The sequence below is a fragment of the Winogradskyella flava genome (assembly GCF_014243395.1).
Lineage (GTDB): Bacteria > Bacteroidota > Bacteroidia > Flavobacteriales > Flavobacteriaceae > Winogradskyella > Winogradskyella flava.
Map to the genome: position 1 here is coordinate 160,277 of NZ_JACLCP010000002.1, position 23,086 is coordinate 183,362.

The 23,086-nt window shown below is 34.7% G+C and carries 24 protein-coding genes; 17 read left to right on the forward strand and 7 right to left on the reverse strand.

Features of this window, described 5'->3' with window-relative positions; all coding sequences use genetic code 11:
* Positions 1–100: 100 nt before the first annotated feature.
* From H7F21_RS07835 to porX, 7 genes are all read right to left on the reverse strand, one after another.
* Positions 101–1,123 carry an NAD-dependent epimerase gene (locus H7F21_RS07835; RefSeq protein WP_185788718.1) on the reverse strand — a complete coding sequence of 341 codons (1,023 nt, stop codon included), beginning with the start codon at positions 1,121–1,123 and terminating at the stop codon, positions 101–103.
* A gap of 84 nt (positions 1,124–1,207) precedes the next feature.
* On the reverse strand, positions 1,208–1,585 hold the full coding sequence (locus H7F21_RS07840; RefSeq protein ID WP_185788719.1) for a hypothetical protein: 378 nt from the start codon (positions 1,583–1,585) through the stop codon (positions 1,208–1,210).
* Between the two features lie 40 nt (positions 1,586–1,625).
* Entirely contained in the window at positions 1,626–2,825 is a 1,200-nt protein-coding gene (locus H7F21_RS07845; RefSeq protein ID WP_185788720.1) for an alanine dehydrogenase, read from the reverse strand.
* Between the two features lie 110 nt (positions 2,826–2,935).
* Positions 2,936–3,490: a hypothetical protein gene (locus tag H7F21_RS07850; RefSeq protein ID WP_185788721.1), complete on the reverse strand. Its 555-nt coding sequence runs from the start codon at positions 3,488–3,490 to the stop codon at positions 2,936–2,938.
* On the reverse strand, positions 3,432–3,575 hold the full coding sequence (locus tag H7F21_RS07855; RefSeq protein WP_185788722.1) for a hypothetical protein: 144 nt from the start codon (positions 3,573–3,575) through the stop codon (positions 3,432–3,434). Before H7F21_RS07855 ends, H7F21_RS07850 begins: the two co-directional genes overlap by 59 nt.
* 157 nt (positions 3,576–3,732) lie before the next feature.
* Positions 3,733–4,194 carry a tRNA (adenosine(37)-N6)-threonylcarbamoyltransferase complex ATPase subunit type 1 TsaE gene (gene tsaE, locus H7F21_RS07860; RefSeq protein WP_185788723.1) on the reverse strand — a complete coding sequence of 154 codons (462 nt, stop codon included), beginning with the start codon at positions 4,192–4,194 and terminating at the stop codon, positions 3,733–3,735.
* Between the two features lie 117 nt (positions 4,195–4,311).
* The gene (gene porX / locus H7F21_RS07865; protein WP_185788724.1) at positions 4,312–5,865 is read right to left on the reverse strand and encodes a T9SS response regulator signal transducer PorX; all 1,554 of its coding nucleotides are present in this window, start codon (positions 5,863–5,865) and stop codon (positions 4,312–4,314) included.
* A gap of 32 nt (positions 5,866–5,897) precedes the next feature.
* Between porX and H7F21_RS07870 the strand changes: the two genes are divergently transcribed.
* From H7F21_RS07870 to hisH, 17 genes are all read left to right on the forward strand, one after another.
* The gene (locus H7F21_RS07870; RefSeq protein WP_185788725.1) at positions 5,898–7,127 is read left to right on the forward strand and encodes an HD domain-containing protein; all 1,230 of its coding nucleotides are present in this window, start codon (positions 5,898–5,900) and stop codon (positions 7,125–7,127) included.
* Between the two features lie 165 nt (positions 7,128–7,292).
* Entirely contained in the window at positions 7,293–8,321 is a 1,029-nt protein-coding gene (lpxD, locus tag H7F21_RS07875) for a UDP-3-O-(3-hydroxymyristoyl)glucosamine N-acyltransferase (protein ID WP_185788726.1), read from the forward strand.
* Positions 8,308–9,714 carry a bifunctional UDP-3-O-[3-hydroxymyristoyl] N-acetylglucosamine deacetylase/3-hydroxyacyl-ACP dehydratase gene (locus H7F21_RS07880; protein ID WP_185788727.1) on the forward strand — a complete coding sequence of 469 codons (1,407 nt, stop codon included), beginning with the start codon at positions 8,308–8,310 and terminating at the stop codon, positions 9,712–9,714. The genes lpxD and H7F21_RS07880 overlap by 14 nt, the downstream gene beginning before the upstream one ends.
* A 1-nt stretch (position 9,715) precedes the next feature.
* Positions 9,716–10,501, forward strand: coding sequence for an acyl-ACP--UDP-N-acetylglucosamine O-acyltransferase (gene lpxA / locus H7F21_RS07885; RefSeq protein WP_185788728.1), 786 nt, complete (start codon positions 9,716–9,718; stop codon positions 10,499–10,501).
* A 61-nt stretch (positions 10,502–10,562) separates the two neighbouring features.
* Complete coding sequence (gene efp, locus H7F21_RS07890) at positions 10,563–11,129, forward strand: elongation factor P (RefSeq protein WP_185788729.1); 567 nt, start codon at positions 10,563–10,565, stop codon at positions 11,127–11,129.
* Positions 11,130–11,135: 6 nt separating this feature from the next.
* Positions 11,136–12,071 (forward strand): UDP-3-O-(3-hydroxymyristoyl)glucosamine N-acyltransferase, encoded by a 936-nt coding sequence (locus H7F21_RS07895; protein ID WP_185788730.1) that lies wholly within the window; start codon positions 11,136–11,138, stop codon positions 12,069–12,071.
* Complete coding sequence (locus H7F21_RS07900) at positions 12,072–12,482, forward strand: nuclear transport factor 2 family protein (RefSeq protein WP_185788731.1); 411 nt, start codon at positions 12,072–12,074, stop codon at positions 12,480–12,482. It begins immediately after the preceding gene.
* Between the two features lie 78 nt (positions 12,483–12,560).
* Positions 12,561–13,433: a succinate--CoA ligase subunit alpha gene (sucD, locus tag H7F21_RS07905; protein WP_185788732.1), complete on the forward strand. Its 873-nt coding sequence runs from the start codon at positions 12,561–12,563 to the stop codon at positions 13,431–13,433.
* 134 nt (positions 13,434–13,567) lie between these two features.
* A complete protein-coding gene (gene fabG, locus H7F21_RS07910) occupies positions 13,568–14,314 on the forward strand; it encodes a 3-oxoacyl-[acyl-carrier-protein] reductase (RefSeq protein WP_185788733.1) in 747 nt (248 codons plus the stop codon).
* An 11-nt stretch (positions 14,315–14,325) separates the two neighbouring features.
* The gene (locus H7F21_RS07915) at positions 14,326–14,916 is read left to right on the forward strand and encodes a hypothetical protein (RefSeq protein ID WP_185788734.1); all 591 of its coding nucleotides are present in this window, start codon (positions 14,326–14,328) and stop codon (positions 14,914–14,916) included.
* Between the two features lie 26 nt (positions 14,917–14,942).
* Positions 14,943–16,976: a VWA domain-containing protein gene (locus H7F21_RS07920; RefSeq protein WP_185788735.1), complete on the forward strand. Its 2,034-nt coding sequence runs from the start codon at positions 14,943–14,945 to the stop codon at positions 16,974–16,976.
* Positions 16,977–16,989: 13 nt separating this feature from the next.
* Positions 16,990–17,802, forward strand: coding sequence for a prohibitin family protein (locus tag H7F21_RS07925; RefSeq protein WP_185788736.1), 813 nt, complete (start codon positions 16,990–16,992; stop codon positions 17,800–17,802).
* A 264-nt stretch (positions 17,803–18,066) separates the two neighbouring features.
* Entirely contained in the window at positions 18,067–18,924 is an 858-nt protein-coding gene (gene hisG / locus H7F21_RS07930) for an ATP phosphoribosyltransferase (protein ID WP_185788737.1), read from the forward strand.
* Between the two features lies 1 nt (position 18,925).
* Positions 18,926–20,215, forward strand: coding sequence for a histidinol dehydrogenase (hisD, locus tag H7F21_RS07935; RefSeq protein ID WP_185788738.1), 1,290 nt, complete (start codon positions 18,926–18,928; stop codon positions 20,213–20,215).
* Between the two features lie 72 nt (positions 20,216–20,287).
* Entirely contained in the window at positions 20,288–21,331 is a 1,044-nt protein-coding gene (gene hisC / locus H7F21_RS07940; protein ID WP_185788739.1) for a histidinol-phosphate transaminase, read from the forward strand.
* Positions 21,331–22,464: a bifunctional histidinol-phosphatase/imidazoleglycerol-phosphate dehydratase HisB gene (gene hisB / locus H7F21_RS07945; protein WP_185789210.1), complete on the forward strand. Its 1,134-nt coding sequence runs from the start codon at positions 21,331–21,333 to the stop codon at positions 22,462–22,464. Before hisC ends, hisB begins: the two co-directional genes overlap by 1 nt.
* Complete coding sequence (hisH, locus tag H7F21_RS07950; RefSeq protein WP_185788740.1) at positions 22,464–23,045, forward strand: imidazole glycerol phosphate synthase subunit HisH; 582 nt, start codon at positions 22,464–22,466, stop codon at positions 23,043–23,045. Before hisB ends, hisH begins: the two co-directional genes overlap by 1 nt.
* Positions 23,046–23,086 lie beyond the last annotated feature (41 nt).

A 23,086-nucleotide genomic window follows, 5' to 3' on the forward strand; every position in this document is an offset into this window, starting at 1 on the left:
AGATTTTTAATTCTTCTAAATTAATATATTAACGGCGTGTTTTTACGATTAACGCCTATTGATTTCGAAAACGAGCACATACTATCGCTATAATTGGAGCTTAATTATAGTAATCCTTATACCAATTCACAAAGGATTTTACACCATATTGTATAGAAGTGTTTGGACGATAATCATAATCTTTAATCAATTCATCTACATCTGCCCAGGTGCGTTCTACATCTCCTGGTTGAATTGGCAACATGTTTTTTTCAGCTTCTTTATCTAAATTGGTTTCAATCTCTTTAATAAAATCTAATAATTTTACGGAGTTATTGTTGCCAATATTATAGACTTTATATAATTCCTTTTGATCAACTCGTTTTGAAATAGGCTTTTCAATAATCCTTACAACGCCTTCCACAATATCATCTATGTAGGTGAAATCACGTTCCATTTTTCCGTGGTTAAATACTTTAATAGGTCTATCGTTAACTATGGCATCCGTAAAAAGGAACATGGCCATATCTGGTCTTCCCCAAGGTCCATACACAGTAAAGAAGCGTAATCCAGTGGTTGGGATTTGAAATAAATGACTATAAGTATGGGCCATTAACTCATTACTCTTTTTGGTTGCCGCGTATAAACTTATAGGATGATCTACATTATCGTCTGTAGAAAATGGAATCTTTTTGTTTAGCCCATAAACGCTAGAACTACTTGCATATACTAAATGCTTAATGCGATTGTGCCTACAGCATTCAAGAATATTTAAAAATCCCACTAAATTAGAATCTACATAAGTTTCAGGATTTTCTAGACTATATCTAACACCTGCCTGAGCTGCAAGGTTACAAACAACATCGAATTTTTCAGTTTTAAACAAATTTGGCAATGCATCTCTATCTTCCAAATTCATTCTAAAAAAAGAGAACTTATCATTTGTGCTCGAAGCACATTTTACATTAAATACCGTGGCGTCATTTCTATTAATGCCCAATTCTTTTAATCGCGAATACTTCAAATTAACATCATAGTAATCATTGATATTATCTAAGCCGATAACATCATGCCCTTTTTCTAAAAGTACTTTGGCTGTAAAAAAACCAATGAAGCCAGCCGAACCAGTTACTAAAATTTTCATCTTCTAATGAATATTTTTAAAATTTGTCCTCAAAGATGAAGATTTAATTTGAAGCCTCTAAATTTTAATCTACAAAATAACGGATTAATCGTTGATGTAATCAATTTTTAGAATTGTAGCTAGCGAATCACAGTTTTGTACAGTAAGTTCAATATCTTTTTCTTTGTAGGTATTGTCAATATGATAGACTTTACAAGAATCTAATGTCGTTTTACTTTTTGAAAAATCCACACTGCCATATTTTAAAAGATTCACGACAGTCAGGGAATCGAAAGTATTGTCTTTGATAAAATCAGCAGCTTCTCCTGAATAAGTAAAAGGCTTTGAGCTTATATTCTTGGTAGTCCTTGCATTGGGTCCATAGTCACAGGAGGCATCTTTACCATTTAAAAAGAACATTAGTATAATAAGGCCAATGGCAAAACCACCTAAGTAGTAGCCCAATCGATGGATAAATTTCATAAAAGTCTTTTTCTGTGTATTGGATCGATGTCGCGAAAGATTAAAAAATCAGTAAATTGGCATCATTATAGTCTAAACCAAACCATTCCGCTACAGATCTATTGGTTAAAATGCCGTGGTAAAAATACAACCCATTTTTTAAACCTCTATCAAAACGAAGTGCATTTTCCAAGCCACCATGTTCACCGATTTCTAAAAGATATGGTGTGAATATATTGCTAATAGAGACCGAAGCGGATCTAGAATAACGTGCAGGAATATTTGGCACGCAATAATGAGTGACACCGTTATGCTCAAAGGTAGGATGGTCATGTGTGGTGACTTCACTGGTCTCAAAACAGCCTCCCATATCTATACTTACATCTATAATAACTGATCCGCGTTTCATATGCTCCACCATAGTTTCCGTAACTACAATAGGTGAGCGGTTGGTGCCTCTTACTGCGCCAATGGCAACATCACAACGTTTTAACGCTTTTAATAAATTTTTAGGTTGCATCGTAGACGTATAAATAGTACGTCCTAAATTATTTTGAATGCAACGTAGTTTAGTGATAGAACTATCAAACACTTTAACATTAGCACCAAGACCAATAGCAGATCGAGCTGCAAACTCACCAACAGTTCCAGCACCAAGAATTAAAACCTCGGTTGGTGGTACGCCATTAATATTACCCATCATAAGTCCATTACCACCATTTACATTAGATAATAACTCTGAGGCAATGAGTATTGATGCTGTTCCTGCAATTTCACTTAGCGACCTAACTGCAGGGTAAGCACCATCTTCGTCTTTAATATATTCAAAAGCCAAGGCTGTAATTCGTTTTTTTGCTAAAGCTTCGAAATACGATTTACTTTGGGTTTTAATCTGCAAAGCAGAAATTAAAATGGTTTGTGGGTTGAGAAGTTTAACTTCATCTAAAGATGGTGGCTCAACCTTTAGAATCATCGGACAGGAGTAAACCTTAGCACTATCTTTGGTGACTTCTGCACCAGCTTCACTATAATCCTTATCTTTAAAATTCGCCCCTTCACCTGCACCAGACTCAAATAACACCCGATGTCCATTAGCAGTTAATGCAGAGACAGCATCTGGTGTCAAGCAAACACGTTTTTCTTGAAAATGCGTTTCTTTAGGGATGCCAATAAATAGCTCTCCTTTTTGTTTTAGAATCTCTAGAGTTTCCTCTTGAGGTAATAGTTGGGCTTTTGTAAATGGTGATAAAGATTTACTCATTAAAATCAGTGAATTAGCATCGAATATGCAAGATAATAAACACTTGCATGGATTACTAGATTATTCTCACTTCAAATTACGAATAATATCCTAAGGAATAAAATAAAGGATTAAAAATACTGCTTCACCTTGCCCCAAACTGTTTTTGGCTTGATCATAAATTCCTCCTCAAGCTCCTCCATGGTTTTATCATGGTCATTTATCTTATTAAACATTTGGGCCCTTATTAAATAGATAGATGGAATCACAATTGCCATAAAAGGTAGGAGCCAAATAATATGTAGTTCATCCATGAATATTATTTCATCATTGAAAGCACTTATAGTTTGAAATGAAAACATAACTATAGGAATTAGCAAGGCATGATACCACCAATGTTTACAGGTGAAAAACCAAATTAAAGATAATAATAAAGGGACAAACTTCATCATCAAGACCCAAATTCCAGTATTAGCGTTGCCATAGTAATTACTATCGTAAGTAAAGAAATAAGTTTCCCAAGTCTTTGTGTCAGGAACATATTCATATAAATAGAATAAGAAAGGAGTACCAGCTACTATTGTAGCAATGATACTCCCGACTATAATCTTACGACTATAAGACTTTTTATCCTCTCGTTGGAGGCTTAAGTGTTCTCTTGTCAACTTCTGTTGTAGTCTGTCCATCTAAGTCAATGATGTTTGTTGCTTGTACAGTAAACAACATTCCTCCGAAGATAGCGATTGCTAGTACTAGTTTTTTAGCGTTCATAATTTAAGGGATTTAATTAATTAATTGAGTCAAAGATAGGGTGCTGTTAACGTCCTAAAAAGTCAATTAGTGTTAAAATCCGAGAAATATAGAGGCTTTCATTACGGTTTTCCCGTAATTCTATTACTCTTTCGGTAGAAAGTTGGTGAAATTTCGTCTAAAATTTCGGTTCTGTCATAGCGATTTGTTCGGTTAAAATATTAGTGTCTATAGTTAATTTGAGGGATCTAATAGTGTCATCTATCTTAGTGATAGTAATAGTTTGGGCATCGTCTAAAAGCTCAGGGATACGCTCTGGCCATTCCATAAATAACCAATGGTCACTTACCAGATAATCTTCTATTCCAAAATTATAGGCTTCTTCAAGTGATTCTATTCTATAAAAGTCAAAATGATAGACTTTATCGTTTGGTATGCTATATTCGTTTACAATCGAAAAGGTTGGGCTAGTGGCAACATCATAACTATGCATGGCTTTTAATAATGCATTGATAAATGTGGTTTTACCCACGCCCATTTCACCATTGAATAAAATAGTTTTTGACTGCAAATGTTCTAAAACACTTGCAGCGATGGCATTAATATCCTTAATATGGTATGTTAGCTCTATGTTTTTCACTATAAACTGTTGACATATAGGCTACAATCTTAGCAAAAAAAAACCAAAAAACCTAGAAAAAAGTGTATTTCATCGGTATTTTTTGCTTTTAACAGATTTCATCAAAGTGCTTAGTAGCTATTTTGGATCCAAAACAACGAATGGAATAATCATTTCTTCTAGAGAAACACCACCGTGTTGATAGGTGTTTCTATAATAACTAACGTAATGGTTGAAGTTATTTGGGTACGCCAAAAACAAATCGCCTTTAGCGAAGATAAACGAACTACTCATCGTTAACGCTGGTAGATGTATGGATTTGGGATCTTTAACCGCCAAGACATCTTTATCCTGGTAAGTTAAACTACGACCTGTTTTATAGCGTAAATTGAGGCTAGTGTCTCTATCTCCAATAACTTTAGATGGCGCTTTAACGTTAATGGTACCATGATCTGTGGTTAGTATTAGCTTAAACCCTAGCTGCTGTGATAACTGAATCATTTCCAGCAAAGGTGAATTCTTAAACCAACTTTGAGTTAATGAACGATAAGCCTTATCGTTTGAAGCTAATTCTTTTACAACTTCCATTTCGGTTTTGGAGTGCGAAAGCATATCCACAAAATTATAAACGATAACATTCAAGTCGTTATCCTTTAAGGTTCTAAAGTTCTCGACGAGTTTTTTACCAGATCTTAAATTCGTGATTTTATGATATTCGTATTTGATATGATTTAGCCCTAGTCGTTTTAACTGCGCTCTTAAAAAATCATCTTCATGCATGTTCTTGCCGCCTTCGTCTGTATCGTTCTTCCAATATTGCGGATATAGTTTCTCCATATCTGCAGGCATTAATCCTGAAAATATGGCATTACGGGCATACTGCGTTGCCGTTGGCAAAATGCTAAAAAATGATAATTCAGATGCTTTCTTATAATAATTATTTACGATTGGCTCAAAGGCTTTCCATTGATCATAACGTAAGTTGTCAATGACCACTAAAAGCGTAGGTTGCTTATCACTCAATTCAGGAACAACTTTATCCTTAAATAGAGTATGGGACATTACTGGAGCATCTTCATTAGGTTGAAACCAGTCTTCATAATTCTTCTCAATAAATTTACCAAACTGCATATTAGCTTCTGTCTTTTGAGATTCCAATATGTCTGTCATGCCAGCATCTTCAATATCTTCCAATTGAAGCTCCCAATAGATTAATTTTTGGTATAAATCTGCCCATTCTTCATAAGAATTTACCATAGATAGATCCATGGCTATCTTTCTAAACTCTTGTTGGTAATTAGATGTCGTTTTTTCAGAAATCAAACGCGAATGGTCCAAATTCTTTTTTAAACTCAATAAAATTTGATTAGGATTAACAGGCTTTATTAAATAATCTGCAATCTTACTACCAATAGCCTCTTCCATGATATATTCCTCCTCGCTTTTGGTAATCATCACTACTGGAAGATTGGCACGACGTTCTTTAATCTCGTTTAAAGTTTCCAAACCCGTAAGTCCTGGCATGTTCTCATCTAGAAATACAATGTCAAAGTTCGTATCATTTATAATCTCTAAGGCCTCAGTACCGCTTTGGCAAGTTGTAACGTTATATTGTTTTTGCTCAAGAAAGAGAATATGAGGTTTCAGTAAATCAATTTCATCGTCAACCCAGAGAATATTTATGTTGTTCATGTATATTTGTTTCTAATTAATGAATTTTCAATTTGAAGTCTAATAATAAACTTAAAATATTTAACGATCCAATTTACGGATTTATTACCATTCCTAATTCGTCGATTTTTGATCTTATTCAGCACAAATACTTCCAAAGACTCCGAAGAATTAGTCAAATGGGATTATCATATTTAGTTTACCCTGGAGCACATCACACACGTTTTCACCATGCCTTAGGAAGTATGCATTTAATGCAGAAAGCTATCAATGTACTTCGTTTTAAAGGAGTTACAATCTCTTCAGACGAAGAAAATGGACTTTTAATTGCCATTCTACTTCATGATATTGGTCATGGTCCATTCTCTCATGCCATGGAGCATAGCATTGTAAATGATATTTCACATGAGGAAATTTCATTGCGTTTTATGGAAGAACTTAACGAAGAGTTTAACGGAAGTTTAACGTTAGCCATTTCAATATTCAGAGGCGAGTATGAAAGAAAATTTATGTGCCAACTAATTTCTAGTCAACTGGATATGGATAGGGCAGATTATTTAAAACGTGATAGCTTTTATACAGGAGTAGCCGAAGGGAACATAAATAGTGAGCGTTTGATTACCATGCTCAATGTTATTGATGACATGCTAGTAGTTGAAGAAAAAGGCATTTATAGCGTAGAAAAATTCTTAGTAGCAAGACGTTTTATGTATTGGCAAGTCTATTTACATAAGACTGGTGTTGTCGCAGAACAGTTGCTTACGCGTACATTAAAAAGAGCAAAAGAATTGGTGCAACTAGGAGAAAGTCTTAAGTGCAGTGATTCACTTTTGTTTTTCCTGAATTATGAAATTAATAAAAACAGTTTCAAGTCTGAAACCTTGAACGTTTTTTCTAAGCTAGATGACTATGATATAGTTGCGGCAATGAAAGATTGGCAATATCATGATGACTTTGTGCTCAAGAATCTGTGCGAAATGATCATCAATCGAGATTTATTAAAGATTAAGGTCAAAAATAAGCCGATTAAAATGTCCGAGCTTGCCAGGCATGCAAATGCTTTAATGGATAGGTATGATGTTTCAAAAATAGAAGCTGACTATTTTGTGTTTCATGGTGAAATAACAAATCAGGCTTATCATAGTAAAAAACACCATATTAATATTCTATTAAAATCTGGTAAGATCAAGGATATTGCAAAAGTATCGGATCAATTAAACCTTAAAGCGCTAAGTAAACCAGTTACCAAATATTATATGTGCTATCCTAAAAAGAAAATGTGATGCTTTTTTTTTACTTTTGCGGAAGCCAACCTAAATTATAAAATCAATTCATTGGAACATTCATATCCAAAATCTAGTATGCGTCAGGATCCATCAATAGGAATGTTCAATGCCTGCACTGAGCGAAGCCGAAGTGTGACCGTTGGTAAACAATTGAAATAACACATGAAATTCACAGCAGAACAAATCGCAGGTATTTTAGAAGGTACAGTTGATGGAGATCCAAATATTGAAGTTTCTAAGCTTTCTAAAATAGAGGAGGGTGTAAAGGGGTCTCTTACATTTTTGGCTAATCCTAAATATAAGCCATACATCTACACTACTAAGGCATCCATTACTATTGTGAATTCTGATTTTGAACCTGAGGAAGCTTTAACTACGACTTTAATCAAAGTAGATGATGCTTATGGAGCATTTACGAAGCTCCTAGAATATTATAACCAGATTAAAATGAATAAATCTGGAGTAGAAAATCCTAGTTTCGTCTCAGATTCTGCAAAAATTGGAGATGATATATATATAGGAGCGTTTACTTATGTGGGAGATAATGTTACTATTGGGGATAATGTGAAGATTTTTCCAAACTCATATATCGGAGATAATGTAACTATTGGAGACAATAGTATCGTGTTTTCAGGTGGCAAGATTTATTCTGATTGTATAATTGGTAAGAGTTGCGTTATTAATTCAGGGGCTATTATAGGAGCAGATGGTTTCGGTTTTGCACCAAACGAAAAAGGAGAATACTCTAAGGTACCGCAAATCGGGAATGTGATTATTGAGGACAATGTAGATATTGGCGCTGGTACGACTATAGATAGAGCCACATTAGGTTCTACAATTATTAGAAAAGGTGTAAAGCTCGATAATCAGATTCAAATTGCACATAACGTAGAGATAGGCAAGAATACTGTAATTGCTGCCCAAACAGGTGTTGCGGGTTCAACTAAAATCGGTGAAAACTGCCAGATTGGTGGTCAAGTAGGTATCGTTGGTCATGTAACCATTGGTAATAATGTAAAGATTCAGGCTCAATCTGGTATAGGCAGACATGTAAAGGATAATGAAGTATTGCAAGGCTCTCCTGCATTAACATATGGTGACTATAACAAATCTTACGTGTATTTTAAGAACTTACCAAAGATTGTTAAAAATATTAATGAAATCGAAAAGAAAGTAGATGGCAATAATTAAAACGGAAACGAAACAAAAGACCATTGAAAAGGAAGTAACTCTTAATGGTGTGGGACTTCATACAGGTGCCGATGTCACATTGGTATTTAAACCTGGAGCAGAAAATTCGGGTTTTGTATTTCAACGTATTGATTTAGAAGGTAGTCCAAAGATAGAGGCAGATGCTAACTATGTAACTAATACACAACGCGGTACATGCTTAGAAAAGAATGGCGTTACCATTCAAACTTGCGAACACGTTTTAGCGGCTTTAGTTGGTTTAGATATCGATAATGCCATTATAGAGCTCAATGCATCAGAACCTCCAATAATGGACGGTTCTTCTAAGTTTTTTGTTGAGGCTTTGGAAAAAGCGGGAATAGTAGAACAAGATGCTTGCAGAGAAGAGTATGTTGTAAAAGATGTTGTGTCGTATTCAGATGAAACTACTGGAAGTGAAATAATTTTAATGCCATCAAATTCCTACCAAGTCACAACAATGGTGGATTTTGGAACCAAAGTGCTTGGGACACAAAATGCTACCTTAAATTCGGTTTCGGATTTTAAAACCGAAATAGCAGATGCTAGAACGTTTAGTTTTTTGCATGAAATAGAAATGCTTTTGGAGAATGGGTTGATAAAGGGAGGTGACTTAAATAATGCCATCGTTTATGTCGATAAAGAATTATCTCCAGACACCATGGAAAAATTAAGAGTAGCTTTTAAAAAGGATAATATAGCTGTTAAACCAAATGGTATTTTAGACAACTTAACGTTGCATCACCCTAATGAAGCTGCGCGTCACAAACTTTTAGATGTTGTCGGTGATTTGGCTTTAATAGGAACTCGCATTAGAGGTAAGGTTATTGCTAATAAACCAGGTCACTTTGTAAATACTCAGTTTGCAAAGAAAATGTCTAAAATCATAAAGAACGAAAGAAGAAATAACGTTCCACAAGTAGATATGAATGCGACACCTTTAATGGACGTTAATCAAATAATGAATATGTTGCCGCATAGACAACCATTTTTATTATTGGATAAAGTTTTTGAATTGACAGATAACCATGTCATTGGATTGAAAAATGTCACTATGAACGAGGAGTTCTTCAAAGGACATTTCCCAGGACAACCTGTTATGCCGGGTGTATTAATCGTTGAAGCTATGGCGCAAACAGGTGGAATATTAGTCTTGAGCACAGTGCCAGATCCAGAAAATTATTTGACATTTTTTATGAAGATGGACAACGTTAAATTTAAACAAAAGGTGGTGCCTGGTGATACGCTAATTTTTAAATGTGAACTTATTACACCTATAAGACGAGGCATATGCCATATGCAAGGGTATGCTTACACGAATGGTAAGTTATGTGCAGAAGCAGAACTTATGGCTCAAATTTCTAAAGTAAAATAAAATGAACCAACCTTTAGCATACGTACATCCAGGAGCAAAAATAGCCAAGAATGTCGTTATAGAACCTTTTACGACCATACATAATAATGTGAAAATCGGAGAAGGCACTTGGATAGGAAGTAACGTTACCATTATGGAAGGCGCCCGTATTGGAAAAAACTGTAATATATTTCCTGGAGCAGTTATTTCCGCGGTTCCTCAAGATTTAAAATATAATGATGAAGATACTACTGTAGAAATAGGCGATAATGTTACGATAAGAGAATGTGTAACCATTAATCGTGGGACGACTGATAAAATGAAAACTGTTATTGGTGATAACTGTTTGATTATGGCTTACTGCCATATTGCCCACGATTGCGTTGTAGGTAATAATTGTATTTTTTCTAACAACAGTACTTTAGCTGGTCATATAACAGTAGGAGACTATGTTGTTTTGGCAGGTATGACTGCAGTTCACCAATTTTGTGCTATAGGAAATCATGCATTCGTCACTGGCGGTTCTTTGGTTCGTAAAGATGTTCCTCCTTATGTCAAGGCGGCTCGTGAGCCACTATCATATGTAGGAATTAATTCTGTAGGCTTAAGACGAAGAGGCTACAGTACAGAGAAGATTCGTGAGATTCAAAATATTTTCAGAATATTATATCAAAAAAATTATAATAATACTCAGGCTTCAGAGATTATAGAAGCAGAAATGGAAGCCACACCAGAACGCGACGAAATTCTTCAATTCATCAAGAACTCTCATCGTGGAATAATGAAAGGCTACTTCAAATCAAACTAATTATGCTTAATTTTTTTAAGCAGGAGCAAACAACTAACGGAATAAACGACTAAACAATATAATGGCAAGTACATCAGATATTAGAAACGGATTATGTATCAGATATAATCATGATATTTATAAAATTATTGAATTTTTACATGTGAAACCTGGCAAGGGGCCAGCATTCGTAAGAACAAAATTAAAAAGTGTAACTACGGGAAAAGTCTTAGATAACACCTTTTCGGCCGGTCACAAAATTGATGATGTTCGGGTTGAAACTCACAAATTTCAATATTTATATAATGATGGAGAATTCTATCACTTTATGAATGAAGCTGACTATACACAAATAAGACTTCTAGAATCTGCATTGGATCGTCCAGATTTAATGAAAGAAGGTGAAGTGGTTACTATTCAAATTAATTCTGAAGATAACATGCCGCTTTCGGTAGATATGCCAGCAACAGTAATATTAGAAGTAACTGCAACAGAACCTGGTGTAAAAGGAAACACCGCCACAAACGCTACTAAACCTGCAACTGTTGAGACTGGAGCGTCAGTTAATGTGCCTTTATTTATTAATGAAGGGGACAAGATTAAAATTGAGACGGATAAAGGGACTTACAAAGAGCGCATTAAAGAATAATAATTTTTGAAATTCCCAAAACCACATACTTTAGAGCAAATCGCAAATCTTATTGGTTGTGAATTTATAGGTTCTGATGACTTTCCTATTTTAGGAATGAATGAAATCCATGTAGTAGAGCCTGGTGACATTGTATTTGTCGATCATCCTAAGTACTACGATAAAGCTTTAGAATCGGCCGCAACTATAGTTTTGATCAACAAAGAAGTAGATTGTCCTGATGGTAAAGCACTTTTAATTTCAGATGATCCTTTTCGGGATTTTAATAAGCTTACAGAGCATTTTAAGCCTTTTCGCTCATCAAATGCAGCCATCGCGTCCGATGCTATAATAGGTGAGGGCACAATTATACAGCCTAACTGCTTTATTGGGAATAATGTTAGCATTGGAAAGAATTGTATAATTCATTCCAATGTCAGTATCTATGACGATACCATCATCAGTGATAATGTTACTATTCACGCAGGAACTATACTAGGAGCCAGTGCCTTTTATTATAAGAATCGACCTGAGGGTTATGACCAGTTAAAATCCGGAGGTCGCGTTATTATTGAAAATCATGTAGATATTGGTGCACTTTGTACGATTGATAGAGGTGTTACCGGAGATACTACTATTGGAGAAGGCTCTAAACTAGATAACCATATACAAATTGGTCATGACACTGTTTTAGGAAAAAAATGCCTTATAGCCGCTCATACAGCTGTAGCCGGTTGTGTGGTTATCGAAGATAACGTCACCCTTTGGGGGCAGGTTGGCGTTAAAAGTGGCATCACCATCAAAAAAGGTACAGTCCTCTTTGCGCAATCTGGCTTAGGTCATACCACGGAAGCAGGAAAGACGTATTTCGGATCACCAGCACAAGAAGCGAGATCTTTTTTTAAGGATAGAGCTTATATAAAGAAGATTCCAGAAATATTAAAAAAACTAAAAGATCAATAAATGTCCACACTAGAAGTAGTTAAAGCCTTTTATAATTCAGATTTAGCAAATGACTCTGATGTCGTTTCTCGTTGTTTTCATAAGGATTGTGAATTACATTGGACAAATAGTCAAGGCTTTAAACTACTTAAATACAACGATCTCACTGAATTTTTTAATCAAACAAGAAAAGCGTTTGATAATCTGAGATTTGAATTCACGCATTTAATTGAGTCAGGTTCAACAATTGTTACTAGGCATACTTTGTTTGGTTCTGCTATTGAAGATTCAAGCAATGAAACAGCTTTAGGTCATTTTTCAGCAATATGGGAAATCAAGGACGGCAAGCTATATAGAGGTTACGAAATAAGTCAACAGGCAGATGAAAACAATGCAGAAAGTATGGCTTCTTTCTCAGAAAGAAAAATATAAAAAGAGCTCGTATTTACGTATCAAAACTCTTATTTTTGCACAATTAAATTTATTAAAACTTAAAAACAACAATATCTAATGAGCGTTTTAGTTAATAAGGATTCCAAAATTATAGTACAGGGTTTCACGGGTAGCGAAGGGACATTCCATGCTAGTCAGATGATAGAATATGGTACCAATGTGGTAGGAGGTGTTACACCAGGTAAAGGCGGACAGACCCATTTGGATAAGCCTGTTTTTAATACAGTGGCAGAAGCTGTTGAAAAGGTTGGTGCAGATACTACTATAATTTTTGTTCCTCCGGCGTTTGCTGCAGATGCCATTATGGAAGCTGCTAATGCAGGTATCAAGGTTATTATTACAATTACTGAAGGAATTCCTGTTGCAGACATGATTAAGGCGGCTGATTACATAAAAGATAGAGATTGTCGTTTAGTAGGCCCTAATTGTCCAGGAGTGATCACTCCAGGTGAGGCAAAAGTGGGTATTATGCCTGGTTTTGTTTTCAAATCAGGTAAAGTAGGGATTGTTTCCAAATCAGGAACCTTGACATATGAAGCTGCTGATCAAGTAGTAAAGCAAGGTTTAGGTATAACTACAGCTATTGGTATTGGTGGTGATCCAATCATCGGCACAACAACTAAAGAAGCTGTTGAGTTATTAATTAATGATCCTGAAACCGAAGCCGTAGTTATGATTGGCGAGATAGGTGGTCAATTAGAGGCTGATGCAGCGAACTGGTATAAAGAAAGTGGAAGCAAAAAGCCTATTGTAGGATTTATTGCTGGCGAAACTGCACCTGCAGGACGTACTATGGGACATGCTGGCGCTATTGTAGGCGGTAGCGATGATACAGCCCAAGCTAAAAAGAAAATTATGAGAGCATGCGGGATTCACGTTGTGGATTCTCCTGCTGAAATAGGTAAGAGAGTAGCTGAAGTATTAGGCTAGAAACTCCCTTGTCAAACTGTTAAAAACCTTACAAAATCTTGTGAGGTTTTTTTATGTCGTCGTAATTTGTAATTGGTATATTTGAAAAGGGCATTTGCCTAAAAAGTAAATCTAACCAACCGAAATATATAAAGATGAAACTATTAGAAGGAAAAACAGCAATCATAACAGGTGCAAGTCGTGGTATTGGTAAAGGTATTGCCGAAGTTTTTGCACAGCACGGTGCAAATGTAGCATTTACTTATAGTTCTTCTGTGGAAGCTGCTAAGGCTTTAGAAAATGAATTAAATGCTCAAGGCATTAAAGCAAAAGGCTACCAAAGTAATGCTGCAAGTTTTGAGGAAGCTCAAGAATTAGCAGAAGATGTATTGGAAGACTTTGGAGCTATTGATATCCTTGTGAACAATGCCGGCATTACAAAAGATAACCTCTTAATGCGAATGGGAGAGGAGGATTTTGATAAGGTCATAGAAGTGAATCTAAAATCTGTATTCAATATGACTAAGGCCGTCCAGCGCACTATGCTAAAGCAACGCAAAGGCTCTATTATTAATATGAGTTCTGTGGTTGGTGTCAAAGGAAATGCTGGGCAAACCAACTATGCAGCATCTAAAGCAGGTATTATAGGGTTTTCTAAATCCGTCGCATTAGAATTAGGGTCTAGAAATATTAGAAGCAATGTCATTGCTCCTGGTTTTATTGAAACCGAAATGACAGCTAAGCTAGATGAAGAAACCGTAAAAGGCTGGAGGGCTGCAATTCCTTTAAAGCGAGGAGGTTCACCAGAAGATATAGCCAATGCATGCGTGTTCCTTGCTAGTGATATGAGTGCATATGTCACTGGACAGACGCTTAATGTCGATGGAGGAATGTTAACGTAGCGCAAAATATAATGAAAAAAACAATATATTTTTTTGCATTTCTAATTAGCAATTATTGTTTTGGGCAAAGTAATATTTTGACTGACTCAATTCTAAAACCTGGAATATATTTGAGTGTAGACCATATTTCAAATAATCATCCAATTGATCTAACTAACCTAAAGATCAAAAAAGACAGTGTTAAATATGGAACTGTTGGAAATACAAAGTATATGACAGTCTACGCTCTAGATATAACAAAAGATGAAGCGAAAAGAATTGGCAATATTCTAGGCTTTTGTGACGGTAAAAATATTTACCTATCACCTTTCTCGAATAGCTATTCAAAAGGAGCCTCATTTCATAAAACCGAAAAGATTGGCCATTTCTTATATTTTAATGGAATTAAAGAAGTAAATATGCCGCAGCAAAATTTATTTTGGTTAACCGATTGCCAAAACTTGGTAGACTTAAATAAAAAAGAATTGGTCAGTAATTTAACTAATGGTAAACTTAAAAAAATCATTTCTAACAATAAAGAATTACTAAATAGGTTTAAAAAGGAAAAAAAGAAGAGTACAGTATATAGAAAATACTTGAAAGAGTATTGTGAAGTTAAATAATTTATTAGTTCCTGTAAATAGTCTTAATGCAGAACGAGACAATAATATATATGATTATGGCTGGAATAGCAGCGCTTTTATTAGCGCTGTTTCAGTATATATACAAATCGAAAGTTAAATCTAACATAAAATATGTCCTCCTTGCTCTTAGGGCCATATCAATCTTCGGAATATTACTATTGCTCATCAATCCAAAATTTGAATCTAACACCTATTATGACGAAAAACCTACATTAGTTGTAGCTGTAGATAATTCGCAGTCTGTTTCTTATTTGGAGCAAAATGAAAATGTCAATGAGATTTTAGAAACGCTCGAATCCAATGCTAAACTGAAAGAACGTTTTGAAATAAAAACATACAGTTTTGGAAAATCGGTAAGCGACTTGGATAGTCTAAATTATAATGAACGACAATCAAATATTTCACAAGCCTTAAAACAATTTGGTGAAGTCTACGCTAATCAGACGGCGCCAATAGTAGTAGTTACAGACGGTAACCAAACTTACGGATCGGATTATAGCTATATTTCCAAATCAGTAAAACAACCTTTATATCCTATTATTCTTGGGGATTCTACAATATATTCTGACCTGAGCATTAAACAACTCAATGTAAATCGTTATGTGTACTTAAAGAATAAATTTCCTATAGAGATTATTGTTAATTATAATGGGAACGAATTAATAAATACGGAGTTAAAGATTTACTCTGGTAATTCTGTAGTATTTAGAGAGGCGCTTCAATTTGATGCTTCTAAGACTTCAGAAATTATATCTACAGCGCTAACTGCTAATAGTGTGGGTGTTAAAACCTATCGTGTAGAATTAAATCCACTAAACAATGAAAAGAATACCGTCAATAATTCTAAAAATTTTGGCGTTGAAGTTATAGATCAGAAGACCAATATTGCTTTAGTTTACGATAGATTACATCCAGATTTGGGTGCTTTGAAAAAAGCTATTGAAAGTAATGAACAACGAAGCGTATCTATTCTTAAACCACAAGACTACTTAAATCAAATAAATGATTTTCAATTAGTTATTGTCTACAATCCAAATATCAACTTTAATTCAGTTTTAAGTGAAATTTATACGCAAAAATTGAACTCATTTATCATAACAGGGACCACAACCAATTGGAATTTGCTCAATAGTTCACAATCCTACTTCAAACAAACCATAACCAATCAAACTGAAGATTTTCAGCCGCTTTTAAATAGAAACTACAATACATTCATTATAGATAATTTAAGTTTTGAAAATTATCCTCCATTGCAATCAGAATTTGGAAAGTTGGAATTTTTAGTGCCTCATGATGATATTCTCACTAAATCAGTAAACGGTATCGACACTGGAGAATCCATGCTCTCAACTTTCGAAGTTAATAACACTAAGCACGCTTTGCTAAATGGGGAGGGTATTTGGAGATGGCGAGCCCAATCTTTTTTAGACATGGAGAGCTTCAATGATTTCGATAATTTTATGGGTAAATTGGTGCAATACCTAAGTTCTAATAAAAAGAGAAATCGTATCAACATTGACTACAAATCGTTTTACAACGGTAATGATGATGTGATTATTTCCGCTCAATATTTCAACAAAAATTTTGAATTCGACGATGCAGCATCATTAACTATTGTTATTAAGAATAAGGAGAACGACAACATAAGGGAAGTACCATTACTCTTAAGCAATGGCAGCTATACCGTAGATTTAAGTGGTATTGATTCAGGTTCTTATGATTTTACGATAAAACATAATTCAGAGTCGATATCTGCATCTGGCAGCTTTCGGGTTTTGGAATATAATGTTGAACAGCAATTCTTAAATGCAGATATTGATAAACTTCAATCTATTGCAAACAATAGTTCTGGTAAGGCATTCTTCGTTTCAGAATATAATAATTTAATAGAGAATTTACTTAACGATAATCGATATGTGACCATACAGAAAAGCACTAAAAATATCGTACCTTTGATAGATTGGAAATATCTGCTCGGATTAATAGCACTCAGTTTATTTTCTGAGTGGTTTATAAGAAAGTATAACGGACTAATTTAAATAATAAATAATAATGGAAAAATTACCAAAAATCGGACTTCCCATCTTAATAGGGGTAGTAGTAATTGTAATATTAGTTGCAAAATCTTTAGTTACAATCGGTCCAGGTGAAGGAGGTGTCTTATTTGAGCCACTAGGAAATGGTATTAATACAGAAAGAACTTATGGTGAGGGCTTTCATATTGTAGCGCCTTGGAACGACATGATAGTTCAAAAAGTTAGGCAACAATCTATTTCAGATAATATGAATGTGTTATCAGTAAATGGTCTAGATATCACAGTAAGCGGTACGATTTGGTTTGAGCCAGAATATAAAAACTTAGGGAAACTGATTCAAACTAAAGGTGAAGATTATATTAGAGAATTATTAAATCCTGCAATTAATGCCGCGGCAAAGAGTGTGGTAGGGCGTTATACTCCAGAACAATTATATTCTAGTAAAAGAGACATTATAGAGTTGGAGATTTTAGAAGAAGTAAGAAAAGAACTTGATGGTCAATATGTAAATGTTAAAAGAGTTTTAGTAGAAAATGTAAAACTACCAACAACAATTAAAGATGCTATTGAACGAAAACTTAAGCAAGAACAAGAATCGTTAGAATATGAATTTAGATTAGTCACTGCAAAAAAAGAAGCTGAAAAAGTAATTATTGAGGCGCAAGGTAAAGCGGATGCTAACCGTATTTTAAGCGCATCCTTAACGGACAAAATTCTTCAAGACAAAGGTATTGAAGCTACTGTGAAATTATCAGAATCTTCTAATAGTAAGGTAATCGTTATAGGTTCTGGAGATAGCGGAATGCCAATTATTTTAGGAAATCAATAAATACAAAGGCAATTATTAATAATATCTTAAAAATTAATTTTTGTTCAATTATTATTTGGAATTATTAAATAATTTTAGCAAACTTTGCTTTAAGAATTAAAGACATGATTTTTATCCAAACACATCATCATTTTCATACAATCGCTCAAGCGAGGTGAAAATGTATTGGATAAATTAAAATATATTTTAAAACCCGTTTGAGAATTCAAACGGGTTTTTCATTTCAAAAATCTAGTGAGTTCTCAGAGCATACTAATTAATAACATGAGTAAACTAAAAATTGCAGTTCAAAAATCGGGTCGTCTTCATGACGACTCTATGAAAATTTTAAAAGAAATTGGTATTTCTATTGATAATGGTAAAGATCAGCTCAAAGCGTCTGCTCGTAACTTTCCATTAGAAGTGTTTTACCTAAGAAATGGAGATATACCACAATACTTAAAAGATGGCGTAGTAGACGCGGCAATTATTGGTGAGAATGTCTTAATTGAGAAAGGCAATGATATTACAATTGTTGAGCGACTAGGTTTTTCTAAATGCAAAGTATCTATTGCTGTGCCTAAATCTTCGGATGCAAAGCGCTTAAAAGATTTAGAAGGAAAGCGTATAGCGACATCTTATCCAAATACAGTAAATCAGTTTTTAAAAAAACAAGGTGTTAAGGCCAATTTGCACATCATTAATGGCTCAGTAGAAATTGCTCCAAACATTGGTTTGGCAGATGGTATTTGTGATATTGTGTCTAGTGGTAGCACTTTATTTAAAAACGGATTAAAAGAGATTGAAGTACTTTTAAAATCTGAAGCCGTATTGACAACATCACCAAAAATCTCTGCAGACAATCAGGCAATCATTAATAAGATTCAATTTAGATTAAAATCTGTTTTAAAAGGAAGGCAAAGTAAGTATGTGCTACTGAACGCTCCAAATGATAAGGTAAAAAACATCATAGATATATTGCCTGGAATGAAGAGCCCGACAGTATTACCCTTGGCAATTGAAGGATGGAGCTCTGTACATTCTGTAATTAACAAAGGAGAGTTTTGGGAAATTATTGATGAATTAAAAGCCAATGGAGCAGAGAGTATTTTAGTGTGTCCAATCGAAAATATGGTGTTGTAATATGAAGTTGATCGAAAATCCAAAAAAAGAACAATGGGTAGATATATTAAGACGCCCAACCAAAACAGTAGACGATATTGAGTCGATTGTTAATACTGTTTTTAGCGATGTCAAAGCCAATGGAGATAAAGCAGTAGGTCAATACACTTTTAAGTTTGATAAAGTAGAATTAGATACTCTGACAGTTTCAGAAGATGAAATCATTGAAGCTTCAAACAACGTTTCAAATGAATTGAAAGATGCCATCCGATTAGCAAAATTAAATATTGAAAAATTCCATACGGCTCAAAAAACAGATAGAGTTTATCTAGAGACAATGAATGGTGTTGAATGTTGGCAAGAAAAGCGTCCTATTCAAAAAGTAGGTCTTTATATTCCAAGTGGTACAGCACCATTATTCTCAACGGTTTTAATGCTTGCTGTACCAGCAAAAATTGCTGGTTGTAAGGAGATTGTGTTGTGTTCTCCACCCAACAGTGAAGGTAAGATTGCAAATGAAATATTATATACAGCACAACTATGTGGTGTGACTAAATTAATTAAAGTAGGTGGTATTCAAGCTATTGCTGGATTGACTTTTGGCACAGAATCTATTCCTCAGGTATATAAAATTTTTGGTCCAGGTAATCAATATGTGACCGTTGCTAAGCAATTGGCTACCAAGTATGGCGTGGCAATAGACATGCCAGCTGGTCCAAGCGAATTATTAGTCATGGCTGATGAATCTGCTAATCCGACTTATATAGCATCAGATTTATTGAGTCAAGCAGAACACGGGTCAGATAGTCAGGTGATTTTAGTGACGACTTCAAAATCATTTGCAGAACGTGTTAGCACCGAAGTCAATGAACAACTAGAAGTATTACCGAGAAAAGACATAGCAAGAGATGCTATTGCCAACTCCAAGTCTATTATAGTAAATGACTTCAAGATAGCCTTAGAGTTAATTGATGAATATGGTCCTGAACACTTCATAGTATCTACGAATTATAACGACTTCTTTGCAGAAAATATTGGTAATGCAGGTTCTGTATTTATAGGTGATTATACACCGGAAAGTGCAGGTGATTATGCTTCTGGTACAAACCATACCTTGCCAACAAATGGGTTTTCGAAGGCATATTCTGGAGTCAACTTAGATAGCTTTCAAAAAAGTATGACCTTTCAAAAAATATCTAAGAAAGGCATAGTAACTATAGGTCCGGCAATTGAACTTATGGCTGAAGCTGAAGGTTTGCATGCTCATAAGAATGCCGTGACGCTACGATTAAAAGATTTGAAAAATAAATAGACTTGTCATGCTGAACTTGTTTCAGCATCTCAAACCAATAATAGACTCTGAATTGAATTCAGAATGACAGCGATGAAAGAAATAGTTGTAAATAACCTTTTAAGAGAAAACATAAAGCACATCAAGCCGTATTCATCAGCAAGAGATGAGTATAAGGATGCCAGTGCAGATATGGTTTTTATTGATGCTAATGAAAATCCATTCCAAACGAATGTGAATAGATATCCTGATCCACAACAGACTAAGGTTAAGGAGCGATTAGCTGAGATAAAAGGTGTCTCAACATCTCAAATCCTATTGGGTAATGGTAGTGATGAAGTTTTGGATTTATTGTTTAGAGCTTTTTGTGAGCCTAGACAAGATAATGTCATCACGTTGCCACCAACTTATGGAATGTATAAAGTGTTGGCTGATTTAAATGCGGTTGACATTATTTCAGTAGAGTTAGATGATGATTTCGAACCAAAAGTTGATAAAATACTCCATGTTCAAAACGACAATTCAAAGTTGTTGTTCTTATGTTCTCCAAACAATCCGACAGCAAATAGTTTCAGTGCTAACAAAGTAGAAGAACTGATTAATGGATTTAAAGGAATAGTAGTCATTGACGAAGCCTACATTGATTTTTCAGCTAAAGCAAGTTGGCTTAGCAGAATTAATGAATTTCCAAATCTTATTGTAACTCAAACTTTGTCCAAAGCCTATGGTTTGGCAGGAATTCGTTTAGGAATCTGTTACGCTTCAGAATTTATTATTTCAGTATTGAATAAAATAAAACCACCTTATAATGTTAATCAATTAACTCAAGAAAAAGCCCTTGACCGTTTAAATGAAATTGGCGCAGTAGAGGAACAGATAGCTTCAATTTTAAAAGAACGAAGTGTACTAATTTCAGAATTGAACAACTTCTCTTTTATAAAAACTATTTATCCATCAGATTCCAATTTTGTTTTAGCAAAAGTAGATGACGCAGATTTTCGCTATAAACAGTTGATTGATAAAGGAGTTGTAGTTAGAAATAGAACTAAACAACCCTTATGTGAAAATTGCCTACGATTTACTGTAGGAACCTCAAATGAGAATAAGCTATTAATTAAGATACTAAATCAACTATGATGAAGCCTGTACTATTTATCGATAGAGACGGAACATTAATTAGAGAGCCAGCAGATGAGCAAATCGATTCATTTGAGAAGCTGGAATTCTATCCTAAGGTTTTTCAATACCTGAGCAAAATAGCTAAGGAATTGAATTTTGAAATTGTGATGATTACCAATCAAGATGGATTGGGTACAGAGATATATCCTGAAGATACGTTTTGGCCAGTTCATAATTTTGTATTAAAAACCTTTGAGCAGGAAGGTGTTGTGTTCAAAGAACAATTTATTGACAGAACATTTGCAAAGGACAATGCACCAACACGTAAGCCTAATACTGGATTGTTGACCAAATATTTTTCAGATGATTATGACCTAATCAAGTCATTTGTAATTGGAGATCGTCTAACAGATGTCGAGTTGGCAAAGAATTTAGGCGCTAAAGGGATTTTTATTAACGACAATACTAACCTCGGTACAGACGAGGTGACCATGAGTAATAATGAGCTACAAAATTATATCGCTTTAGAAACCAATGATTGGGAAGCTATCTACAGGTTTCTCAAAACTACCGAACGTGTTGGATCCATTGAGCGTAACACCAACGAAACTAAGATAAAGATAGATCTTAATTTGGATGGAACTGGTAAAAGCAATATCGATACTGGAATTGCTTTTTTTGATCATATGTTAGACCAAATTGCGCGTCATGGCCAGATTGACTTAAACATTAAGGTTGATGGCGATTTAGAAGTCGATGAACACCACACCATAGAAGATACAGCTATTGCTTTAGGAGAAGTATTCTCAAAAACTCTAGGCAATAAACTTGGCATTGAACGCTATGGATTCTGTTTGCCAATGGATGATTGCTTAGCACAAGTAGCCATTGATTTTGGTGGTAGAAACTGGTTAGTTTGGGATGCAGATTTCAATCGTGAAATGATTGGTAAAATGCCAACTGAAATGTTTTATCACTTCTTTAAATCCTTTACGGATGGTGCAAAGTGTAATTTAAATATTAAAGTAGAAGGAACAAACGAGCATCACAAGATTGAGGCCATTTTTAAAGCCTTTGCCAAAGCAATTAAAATGGCAGTAAAACAAGATGTGGATAAAATGATTTTACCATCTACTAAAGGAGTGTTGTAATGGATTTAAAGATTGTAAATTACGGTGCTGGTAATATTAAGAGTATTCAATTCGCTTTTCAGCGTCTAGGTTACAATGCAGTGCTATCTGATAATTCAGCTGAAATCATAAAGGCTGACAAGGTGATTTTTCCAGGTGTTGGCGAAGCAAGTTCAGCCATGAAAATGCTTAAAGAGAGTGGTCTCGATTCGCTTATGCCGCAGCTAAAACAACCAGTGCTAGGAATTTGTTTGGGCATGCAATTGATGTGCAATCATACAGAAGAGGGAGACACGGAAGGTCTCGGTATTTTTGACACCAATGTAAAACGCTTTTCTAATCGGATTAAAGTGCCCCAAATGGGATGGAACACCGTTAAGAATTTAAAGTCAGGTCTGTTCAATAATATTATTGAAGGCGACTACATGTATTTAGTGCATAGTTATTATGCGGAGCACTGTAATGAAACCATTGCTACCTCAGATTATGACATTGAATATGCTTCCGCACTAGAGCATGATAATTTTTTTGGTGTGCAGTTTCACCCTGAAAAGAGTGGAAAAACAGGTGAGAGGTTGTTGAAAAATTTCCTTGAACTTTAAATGAAAATAAAATATTAATTAAAAATGTTCCTGCTTTCGCA